The sequence below is a fragment of the Bacteroidia bacterium genome (assembly GCA_025056095.1).
Taxonomy (GTDB): Bacteria; Bacteroidota; Bacteroidia; order JANWVE01; family JANWVE01; genus JANWVE01.
In genome coordinates this window covers 1-10,470 of sequence record JANWVW010000094.1, presented here as the reverse complement: position 1 = coordinate 10,470, position 10,470 = coordinate 1, and the positions used below count along the sequence as shown (strand labels likewise).

The following is a 10,470-nucleotide window of genomic DNA, read 5'->3' as shown; positions in this document are numbered from 1 at the left end:
AGCACCGAAGCGATAGCGTAGCCCGTAGCACGCCGACCTTGTGGGCAAAAGCCCACAAGGGCACGCCCAAAAAAAATTCAATAAAAATTCAACCTTCACATAACTGTCCTTACAAAACAACTTGGCTTCAATCAAAGAATTTGCCCAAAACTGCATTGAACCTTAACAAAATCGCAAATCAAAAATTCTGACCAAACCCAAACAGCAATAACCTAACACACTAAAAATGAATTACTTGCCTAAAAAATTATAGTTTTTGCCCCCAAGTGTTATGTACTTTTGGTTAAAATGTGTTTATTTTGAGTTCATAAAACTATAAAAAACAGCCATGAACGTAATGCGAAAAAAACCCATCAGTGCTTTTGAGCAAGATGTACAAAAAAGTGAGCTCAAACGCGTATTAGGAAAGGGAGCGCTTACTTCTCTCGGCATAGGAGCTATTATTGGAACGGGCATATTTGTACTTACAGGAGTTGCCGCCCACGAACACGCAGGACCTGCCCTAACTATTTCTTTCGTAATTGCAGGCTTAGGATGCTTATTTGCTGCATTAGCGTATAGTGAGTTTGCGTCTATTTTACCTGTGGAAGGATCTGCTTATGCTTATTCTTATGGCACTGTGGGAGAGTTATTTGCATGGCTTATCGGATGGAACTTAATTTTGGAGTATGCTATGGGTTCGGCTACCGTTGCCGTAGGATGGTCTGCATACTTTAATAAACTTTTGCACTTGTGGAACCTGCACATCCCTGACTGGCTATGCAATGACCCTGGTACAATTGCTAGTCAAATCAAGGAAGGGACTAAACAAGCTCAAAATTTTTGGTTTATTGGAAGTATTCCAATTGCCTTTAATCTACCTGCGTTTTTGATAATATGGACTATTACAGGAATTTTAGTACGTGGAATTAGCGAATCAGCTAAAACGAACAACGTAATGGTAGCTATTAAGTTAGGTGCGGTTTTGTTTGTTATTATCGCAGGAGCGGCTTATATCAATACAGAAAATTGGACACCTTTTATTCCTGAACGTTTTGTAGATGAAAAAGGCGCAGGGCACTACGGATGGCAAGGAATTATGACCGCAGCAGGAATTGTCTTTTTTGCATACATTGGTTTTGATGCGGTTTCTACACAAGCCGGCGAAGCTAAAAATCCTACTCGTGATGTTCCTTTTGCAATTATAGCTTCTTTATTCATCTGCACGCTTTTATACATTTTAGTGGTATTAGTAGTTACAGGAATGGTCAATTACAAAAACATTGATGTAAATGCCCCTATTGCTGCTGCATTTGAAAGTAAAGGATTAAGTTTTGCTGTTTATATTATTACGATAGCAGCCGTAGCGGGTTTAACTTCGGTTTTATTAGTTATGCTGCTTTCTCAAACACGTATTTTTTTAGGTATGGCAAAAGATGGGCTATTGCCCTACAAAATTTTTGGGTACGTACATCCTACCTTCAAAACTCCTGCTCGCAGCACTTTATTAGTAGGTGGAATAGTTTCTGTTGTATCAGCACTTACGCCAATTAGTAACTTGGCAGAAATGACTAGCATAGGAACTTTGTTAGCTTTTGCTATGATTTGCGGCGCAGTTTGGATGCTTCGAATTAAAGAACCTAACCTGCATAGACCTTTCAAAGCTCCTGCTTTGCCCATTGTGGCTTTTTTAGGAGTAGTCTTTAACGTAGCTATGATGATTAGTTTAAAGCAAAATACCTGGATACGCTTAATTGTGTGGGTGGCAATTGGACTGTTAATCTATTTCTTGTATAGCTACAAAAATAGCAAGCTAAATCAACCTACACTTAGTCATTCCAACACCAAAAACTAACTTTCCCAAAAAATAAAAAGTGAATTTTTTTTGTATTGTCTATTCTTTTTTATATTTGCAATAACAACGCTACCGTTATGAAACAAAAAGCCTATCTGTGGAGCATGCTGTATGGCTTAGACTACTTAAAACACTACCACGCGGGTATCACTTCATACATTGAAAAAATTAAAAATATTTACCTAAAAGATACCAACCAACAGGAATTAGACATTATCCTGAAGCAAGCTAAAAAGTATCTCTCTGTTCCTTTTACCACAGCTCAACCTGCGGAAAATGTATTTTGCTATCTAAAACCCAAAACAAACGCTACTACTTACCTTCCTATTGAAATACTCTCAATCGAAAAAGATAGCCATATTTGTCAAAATCAAAAACCTGATGAACAAGAAATAACGAAACACATTCAAGCCTTTGTGGATGAATTAGAAAAAATCTCCACAGATACAGAGCTTATTCCATTTGCGACCACTCTGCTTTACATATACAAAAAATACCTCACTTGCCTATCTATCAATGAAAAATATCCTTTCGTAAATGCATTTGAAGACATAAAGATCCTTAGTGCTTTTGCTCATACTATTGCAGAACAAGGTCAAATACAAAATGGAAGTGTGGTATACGGTCAGAAATACCCTTTTGTTTTGCTTTGCATAGATATTTCAGGTATTCAGAGCTACATCTACAATATTTTAAGCAAATTAGCCGCAAAATCCCTAAAAGGGCGCTCTTTTTACTTAATTTTATTGACAGATACCATTATTCAGAGAATACACAAAGAATTAGGTACTACTCAAAGCCATATTATTTATTCAGGTGGAGGAAAGGGCTACCTGCTTCTACCTCATACAAACAACTTTTCGGAACTCATTGAGCATATTGAAAAACGTATTGTTAAACAAATTCTATATGAACACTATGGTGATTTGTACGTCAATATTGGCTACATTCCTTTCAGTTTTGATGAAAACAATGAAATTATTTTTGAATATCAAAATGAAACCAAAAAGGGACTAAAAGAGCTTTGGAACTCTGTCATTCATGTTACAGGTAAGAAAAAATATACGAAATTTAAGTTCTTACTATCAGAGAAATACAGCGATTTGTTTGAGCCTTCAGGTGCAGGTGGAAAAGCAGAGTGCTGTGATATTACGGGTAAAGAAGCACCCAAAGGAAGTAAGTTAGTACTTCTTGATGAAAAGGAGAGTGAGGATGAAAATAAAGTTCAATATAAGGTTACTCGTATAGTTAAGCGTCAAGTAGAATTAGCAGAAAATCTGCGTTCATCTAAATATCTTATTCAAAGCTACTATAAACTATCCCAAATTGAAGACGAAAACAGATTTCAACCTCTACAACAAGGCGTATTTTATACATTTTTGACCAAAGAAAAGGAAAAAATAGATAATGCTTTGGTTAAGATTTTTAATCGTACAGAGGATTTTTTGAACAGTATAAAAGGTAATAACCTGGCGTACGGATTCACTTTTTATGGTGGTAATGAAATATGTCCCCCTTTTACTGATTTAGCTAAAAATGAAAATAATGCAAAGGGTTTTACTCGTTTGGGTATACTGCGCATGGATGTAGATAATTTAGGTAGTATCTTTAATGAAGGTTTAGGGGAAGAGATCCGTAATTTTGCTAGCTTATCTACGCTCTCTACTCGGTTGGATTGGTTTTTTAGTGGTTATCTAAATACTATAAAAGAGCAAGTAAATAAAACCTATTCAAGTAAAAATTCTTTACATATTTTGTATTCAGGGGGTGATGATTTATTTGTCATTGGGCGCTGGGACTTAATTATAGAACTTGCAGGAAAAATAAGAAAAGACTTTCGGGATTTTGTTGGGAGAGAAGACATTTCTATTTCAGGCGGTATTGCTATTGTAGATGAGAAATATCCTATTGCCAAAGCCGCAGATGAAGCAGGTCAAGCTGAAGAAAAAGCTAAAAAATACAATCCACAGAACTTAGTCAAGTCACCTAAAAATGCAGTCTGTTTGCTTGATGAACCTGTATCTTGGAACAAAGAGTTTGACTTTGTAACGGAGTATTGGGATAAACTAGTAGAATACTTAAAGGAAGGTGTTATTAGCAAAAACTTTCTGCAAAAACTCTTTGAATATAGAAACTTGCAAAAACAAAGTAAACTGACATGGCAATACTTGGCAGCTTACAATATTGCTCGGAATACAAATCAGAAAAACACTCTAGCTTTAAGTGAGCTTAAAACTTTGATATTTCTCGGAGATATCAAAGCAAAATTTACACCTGAACGTACATTAGAATTACTTTGTATCGCTGCCCGACTAGCTGACTTTACTATGAGAAATGAGAAAAGCATATAAACTATTAAATTTATACAGCTATGAAAATACCAGGGCAAACCGTACTAAAAGAAAAAAAAACAGTAGAATTTAAACCTGAACAATGGGAAGAATGGATTACAAGAAAAGAAGGTTTACCTCGAGAAGCTATTGAATTCTGTGAAGTGTTTGCTTATGACTTAATTCAGGGGTCTCCCTTAACTACTTCACAGATTCGGAACTTCTTTGGAGAAGTTCGTCGTATTCAGCTCAAAGGTTTTGAACAGAACAAAATGGACTTTTATATGCTTAAACCCAAGCTGGCTTACAATAAATCTCGACAAGGAAATGAAAACAAAATTCATCTTTTCTATGAAGTGGTTAGTCAGTTGATTGATAAAGTGAATGATGAAGTAAGCTACAATAATTTCGCTACTTTTATTGAAGCTGTTATTGCGTATCACAAAGCTCATGGAGGAAAGTAATAGTATTAAACTAAAATTAAGAATAATATGCTAAAAAAGAAAATCATTATCAGAGGAAAAATTAAAGCCCTTACAGGGCTGCATATTGGGGGCTCTAATACGGCGCTAAGCATTGGTGGGGTTGATGTGTTTGTTGTTCGCAATCCACTAACTAACAAGCCTTATATCCCAGGTAGCAGTATTAAAGGTAAAATGCGCTGCTTATTGGAACAACTTGATGGTATTTCTGAAGAAAAAAATCCTAGACAAGGGCAGCACATTAAGTACGGACCCAGTAAAAAAGGTAAAATAGCGCATATTTTCGGTAATTCAGATAATGATGACCCTGTTCCATCTAAAATTATTGTAAGAGATGGAGATTTGCTGGATGAAAAGCAAGAAATTCTCAAAAACAAATTTACAGATTTACCTTATACAGAAGCTAAGACAGAAGTAGTTATTGATAGAAAAACAGCAAAAGCTACTCCGCGCACAATAGAGCGAGTACCTGCTGGTGCTGAATTTAGCCTTAATATTGTAGTAAATGTGTTAGAAGGAGATAATGAACAAGAAAATTTGCGAATCATATTCAATGGTTTGCGACTCATTCAAGATGATTATTTAGGGGGTAAGGGTTCACGGGGATGTGGGCAGGTACAATTTTACATTGAGTCTATAAAAGAACGCTCCAAAGAATTTTACCTTGATACAGCACCTGAAAAGGACTATACAGAAGTTCCCATTCCTGCAGATCTAAAAGCTTAAAGTTTATGGGACTACGCACATTTACAATATTCAAACTCTACTTTGAAACTCCTTTGCATATTGCTACGCCAAGTGCGGTCTATGACCGAACAGAAGAATTTTTACACTCAGATAAAATGTATGCTGCTTTTGTAGCAGCATGGGCAATGCTGGGCATACCTATACCTACTCCTTCTTTTAGTTTTGCAATATCTAGCCTGTTTCCTTTCTATGAAAACTCTTATCTATTTCCTAAGCCATTTTCCTATCAAGTAAATAGTACTAGCGGTATTGCCTTCAAAAAGCTAAAAAAAATTAAATACGTAGATAGCACCTACTTACAGTTGATCTTACAAGGTCAAGACTTGAACTTATCTGATGAAAATCATATCAATGATTCAATACTAAGTGAGAGGGCAAAAGAAATAAAGCTGTTTGAGAAGCATGTTGTGCAGCGAGTAAAAATTGAGCAAACTCCGAATAGGCGTGAAACTATGCCCTTTTACCTTGAACGCCTGTACTTTCATGAAAAAGCAGGACTTTACTTCATCTTTGAAGGCAGCCCACAAGACAAAGAATTAGTTCGTACAGCTTTACGCTTACTTTCTGATGAAGGTATAGGCACAGACAGAAATGTAGGTAATGGTTTTTTTACTTTTGAAGAAACTACTTTGTCTATTGAACTACCTCAAAAGGCTAATCGTCTATTATGTTTAGGTATGTTTCTACCTGAAAACCAAGAACAATTACAAACTATGCTTGAAAACGCTGAATATGAACTCAAGCTGCGTGGTGGATACATTTCTACACCACCTTTTCTTTCGTATAGAAAAAGGTTTATCAATATGTTCAGTGAAGGAAGCGTATTCAGTTTACCCGAGCATCAAACTAAACCAAGTGAACCTTTGATTTTAGGTGGATATGTAGACCTAGAACCTGACATTATGAAAGGACACACAGAAGAACATTCTATAATAAGAATAGGAAAAACACTTTTTTTACCGTTTTATCAATCTTAAATAGAATATGAAGAAAGATTTAGTAGAGCAAGCTTACATTGCTGTTGATTTTTTAACTCCTACACATGTAGGTGCAGGAAACGAAAAAGCATGGGATAGCCTTGTGCAGTATTATGACCAAAGAAACAAAAAACTCTACATTTACGATCTAGATGCATATTTGAGAAAAAAAACCTACGAGGAACTAAATAGAATTACTAATGATATCATCAACGCAAGTTTTAGCCCCAAATTTGAAGATATCAAAGATTGTATCATTCATGAATTTGATTGCCCTATACCTCCCGAAAAGAATAATCCCATCAAAACTCTTATTCGTAACGGAGAAGGCTATCCCTATTTACCTGGTAGCAGTATAAAAGGAGCATTGCGGAGCGTATTATTTAATTACTTGTACAAAAAGGTCAAAGTAGACGAAAAAAAGATAGAAGAAAGCCTTTTCGGCAAAATTGATAACAACCTCATGCGTTTGATACAAGTAAGTGATGCATATTTTCTAAACTCTCGTATATATGCTACTAAGTTATTTAACTTAAAAAATAGCGGAGGAAATCGTTTTGAAGGTGCTTGGAAATCTGCACTAAAAAGAGGTAATGAAACAAAATTTAAAGAAACAGGTTTTGTAACCCACTTTGAAACATTTTCAGGTAAATCTGTTTTTCGGATAAACATTGCCGAGAAGGTGTATCAGCTGCTAGAACCTGACACTCCGCCTAACGCTAACCACATCATTCAACAGCAAGGTAGTACCATTGAGTTCATTTTTCAGATAGTCAATAACTATACACGTAACTTCATTAAAAAAGAAATTGATTTTTTTGACGAGTACCAAACGGATAAAACAAATAACATCCGTAATAAACTTCAAGATTTACTTAAAAATGTCCCGAATAGTAATCAATCTTGTGTATTGCGTATAGGTATGGGAAGTGGCTTTCACGCCATTACAGGGGATTGGCAGTTCGAAAATCATTTATTAGAAAGTATTATTCAGTCGAAAAAAACAGAAAAGTTTTACAAATCTCGTAAAATTGCATTTCATCCTGTTAATCAAGATTACGAAATGCGCCTAATGGGCTTTGCTAGACTAACAATAGTAGATGAACAAGAAAAAGACTCTATCTTACAAAAGTTAGAAGAAGCTAAAATAGCAAAACAAAAATCGTTAAAAAATATTTCTTTACTCTCTTTGGCTGAAGAAACAGAAGATAAACCCCAAACCGAAATACCCGTTCAAAATACCATAGTGGAAACGAAAGAAAACACTTCGATGCTTAATTACCCACGGCAAGATAAACTCAAACAGGGCGATAAAGTACAAGCTATTGTCAAGCGTAGAGAAGGTTCGCAAGTATTTGTCCAATTATGTGTAGAAGGACTAGAAAGAGAGTTTAGCTTTAAATACCATGCTTCTGACCTCATCCCTGGAGCTGTTGTAGAAGTGCAAATTACAGACTACAACAAAAAACAAAAAGAAATACAACACGTCATTTTTAGTAAAAAGCTTTCATAATGTAAGTTTAGCGTTATATTAGATAAGTGGTTACAGCGCTAATTTTAATTCCAAAATTTCAAAAGACATACAGCCTAAATTTTTGTATTTTTGTTTTATGCTTTACGCTAAAATGAATTTGTTGTGGATAGCATGCAGTTTTCTTTTTAGTTCTGAGTACTTTTCTACCCCTTATGACTCCATAGGACAGAAAATGATTGCAGGTAAGCGATGCATAATTTACAAAATAGAACCTGGTAATACCATCTCTGCACTTGCTCAAAAGTACAGTACTAACCTCAATGCTATTAAGGAAGTCAATCCGGGTATTGAGATTGACAAACTGCGGGTAGGTCAAATTATCTATATTCCTCGTGGCACAGGGCTATCTCAAAGTACCAATCATCGCACTCAAAGTATGCAGCCTATATACTATGTTGTAAAATCTGGGGACACCCCAAGCAGAATAGCTCAAAAGCATGGAATTAGTCTGCAAAAGCTTTATGCGTGGAATGGATTTACCAAAACTCCTACATTACAAATAGGTCAAAAATTGATTGTAGGTTATTCAAACAATTCAAACGAAACCAATCACAGTCCTATATCGCACGCTACACAATCAGACACTGATGTAAATCCTGCTGCTTTTGATAATCCTAATCCGCAGGTAAAAGTAGTAGCTCAAGATGAAATAGGTAAAAAAGACGTATTGAATGAAGTTTTTGTCAAACCGTATCAAAAAAAGACAGAAACAGGTAGAGCAATTGTAACAGACAGTTTGTTGAAGCCTGACAGTTTTGGGGCTATTCATAAGGATTTGAAAATAGGTACGATTATCACTATTATTAACCCAGCTAATAAGAAAAGTGTTTATGCACGCATAGAAGCTAACGAACCCACTTTAACCTATTTACTTAGAGTTACACCTGCTATTGCGGAAATGCTAAAAACATCGGAAAAGGAATTTAATGTTGAAATAAAATATGTACAGTGAAAGTCCTTTTTTTCAAGCTAAAAAACCGAGAGAAGTACATATTGGCTATTTCAAAGCCACCCGAAAGGCATCGTATTCGTTGGTTTTCTCTTTACCTTTGCTGCTAGGCTATGAAGTATTGATTAGATTACAAAATACTCCTGTAGTCAATGGTGTAGCAAATTGGATAGAGCAATTAAGTAATTTGTTAGGTTTTTGGGGGCGTATAGTTGCTAGTGCATTGGTTGTACTGCTTTGCATCTTTGCCATTTACAGAGATAGAAAGCAGGGCATAAAGATAAAAAAGTTTTACATGGTAGGTATGATGATAGAATCGCTGATTTATGCCTTCTTATTAGCACCCTTAGTAGCAATTATCTTTTTTGGCTACAAGTTGATAATCTATGATGAACATTCATTAGGGATGACTACACAAATAGCTTTATGTCTGGGCGCAGGTTTTTATGAGGAATTTGTCTTTCGGTTCTTATTGATAGGTTTTCCTTTTGTCATGTTGGACAACATGTATCCTGAAAGCAAAATGTACGGAACAAAACTTTTGATTTTTGCAATCTCTGCTGCCTTATTTTCTTATATACATTACATTGGCACGTATGCTGATGTGTTCACATGGTCTTCTTTTATTTTCAGAATGGGAGCAGGTATGGTATTAGGAATAATATTTTTGCTTAGAGGATTCGGCATAGCTGCTTGGACACACGCAATTTACGATATTTTGATAACTTTTGATGTACTTAAATACTTCTTTCATTCCTAATTTGCTTAATTTTTAGGTAGTATTACAGTATGGATACAGTAGGCAAATTGTATATTGTACCTACACCTATCGGCAATTTGCAGGATATTACTCTAAGAGCCATAGCTATACTAAAAATAGTAGATTATATTGCCGTAGAAGATACCCGTATTACTAACATACTGCTTAAAACTTACGGTATTCAAACGCCAATGATAAGCTACCACCAGCACAATGAGGACTATCAAGCAAGTCATATCATAAAGTTGATTAAGGAAGGTAAAAATGTTGCCATTGTTAGCGATGCAGGTACGCCGGGCATTAGTGATGCAGCTTATACCGTAGTCAATGCTGCTATTGAGAATCAGATTGTAGTAGAAACGCTGCCGGGTCCCGTGGCTTTTATTCCTGCCCTTATCAACAGTGGATTTCCTACACATAGGTTTTGCTTTGAAGGTTTTTTACCTTTGAAAAAAGGACGAAAAGCTCGTTGGGCAGAACTGCAAAATGAGACCCGAACAATAGTTTTATACGAATCGCCCCACAGATTACTCAAAACCTTACGAGAAATAGAAATTTACTTAGGCAAAACGGTTAGAGTATCTGTAAGCAGAGAAATTTCCAAAGTTTTTGAACAGACCATTCGAGGTAACATAACAGAGCTGATTGAGCATTTTGAACAGCATCCCCCAAAGGGCGAGTTTGTAATTGTTATTCATAAAACTGAATAGGCGAATAGAAGCAAGAAATTGTTTTTCAAAGTTTCAGGTTTGTCCAAAATTGTAGGATAATTTTATTTTTTTTGATTTTTTGGGCGTGCCCCTTGCTGACGCAAGGGTCGGGGCATTCCGCACTGCGCTTCGCTTCGGTGCTTCGCT

At 35.8% G+C, this 10,470-nt stretch carries 10 protein-coding genes; all 10 read left to right on the top strand.

Annotated elements, in window-relative coordinates:
- A partial coding sequence (locus tag NZ519_08155) for a hypothetical protein (protein ID MCS7028723.1) occupies nucleotides 1-191 on the top strand: 191 nt, incomplete at its 5' end.
- Between the two features lie 137 nt (nucleotides 192-328).
- Complete coding sequence (locus tag NZ519_08150; protein ID MCS7028722.1) at nucleotides 329-1,834, top strand: amino acid permease; 1,506 nt, start codon at nucleotides 329-331, stop codon at nucleotides 1,832-1,834.
- Between the two features lie 35 nt (nucleotides 1,835-1,869).
- Nucleotides 1,870-4,185, top strand: a complete 2,316-nt coding sequence (gene cas10, locus NZ519_08145) for a type III-A CRISPR-associated protein Cas10/Csm1 (GenBank protein ID MCS7028721.1) — start codon at nucleotides 1,870-1,872, stop codon at nucleotides 4,183-4,185.
- 20 nt (nucleotides 4,186-4,205) lie between these two features.
- Nucleotides 4,206-4,628, top strand: coding sequence for a type III-A CRISPR-associated protein Csm2 (gene csm2 / locus NZ519_08140; GenBank protein ID MCS7028720.1), 423 nt, complete (start codon nucleotides 4,206-4,208; stop codon nucleotides 4,626-4,628).
- Nucleotides 4,629-4,655: 27 nt separating this feature from the next.
- Nucleotides 4,656-5,372 carry a type III-A CRISPR-associated RAMP protein Csm3 gene (gene csm3, locus NZ519_08135; protein ID MCS7028719.1) on the top strand — a complete coding sequence of 239 codons (717 nt, stop codon included), beginning with the start codon at nucleotides 4,656-4,658 and terminating at the stop codon, nucleotides 5,370-5,372.
- A 5-nt stretch (nucleotides 5,373-5,377) separates the two neighbouring features.
- Nucleotides 5,378-6,370, top strand: coding sequence for a type III-A CRISPR-associated RAMP protein Csm4 (gene csm4 / locus NZ519_08130; protein ID MCS7028718.1), 993 nt, complete (start codon nucleotides 5,378-5,380; stop codon nucleotides 6,368-6,370).
- Between the two features lie 7 nt (nucleotides 6,371-6,377).
- The gene (locus tag NZ519_08125) at nucleotides 6,378-7,883 is read left to right on the top strand and encodes an RAMP superfamily CRISPR-associated protein (GenBank protein ID MCS7028717.1); all 1,506 of its coding nucleotides are present in this window, start codon (nucleotides 6,378-6,380) and stop codon (nucleotides 7,881-7,883) included.
- Nucleotides 7,884-7,980: 97 nt separating this feature from the next.
- A complete protein-coding gene (locus NZ519_08120) occupies nucleotides 7,981-8,856 on the top strand; it encodes a LysM peptidoglycan-binding domain-containing protein (GenBank protein ID MCS7028716.1) in 876 nt (291 codons plus the stop codon).
- Nucleotides 8,846-9,613, top strand: a complete 768-nt coding sequence (locus NZ519_08115; protein MCS7028715.1) for a CPBP family glutamic-type intramembrane protease — start codon at nucleotides 8,846-8,848, stop codon at nucleotides 9,611-9,613. The genes NZ519_08120 and NZ519_08115 overlap by 11 nt, the downstream gene beginning before the upstream one ends.
- A 29-nt stretch (nucleotides 9,614-9,642) precedes the next feature.
- Nucleotides 9,643-10,323: a 16S rRNA (cytidine(1402)-2'-O)-methyltransferase gene (rsmI, locus tag NZ519_08110; protein MCS7028714.1), complete on the top strand. Its 681-nt coding sequence runs from the start codon at nucleotides 9,643-9,645 to the stop codon at nucleotides 10,321-10,323.
- Nucleotides 10,324-10,470 lie beyond the last annotated feature (147 nt).

Coding starts and splice junctions, on each gene's coding strand:
- NZ519_08150 (MCS7028722.1), top strand. CDS start 329: ATGAACGTAATGCGAAAAAAACCCATCAGTGCTTTTGAGCAAGATGTA.
- csm2 (MCS7028720.1), top strand. CDS start 4,206: ATGAAAATACCAGGGCAAACCGTACTAAAAGAAAAAAAAACAGTAGAA.
- csm3 (MCS7028719.1), top strand. CDS start 4,656: ATGCTAAAAAAGAAAATCATTATCAGAGGAAAAATTAAAGCCCTTACA.
- csm4 (MCS7028718.1), top strand. CDS start 5,378: ATGGGACTACGCACATTTACAATATTCAAACTCTACTTTGAAACTCCT.
- NZ519_08125 (MCS7028717.1), top strand. CDS start 6,378: ATGAAGAAAGATTTAGTAGAGCAAGCTTACATTGCTGTTGATTTTTTA.
- NZ519_08120 (MCS7028716.1), top strand. CDS start 7,981: ATGCTTTACGCTAAAATGAATTTGTTGTGGATAGCATGCAGTTTTCTT.
- NZ519_08115 (MCS7028715.1), top strand. CDS start 8,846: ATGTACAGTGAAAGTCCTTTTTTTCAAGCTAAAAAACCGAGAGAAGTA.
- rsmI (MCS7028714.1), top strand. CDS start 9,643: ATGGATACAGTAGGCAAATTGTATATTGTACCTACACCTATCGGCAAT.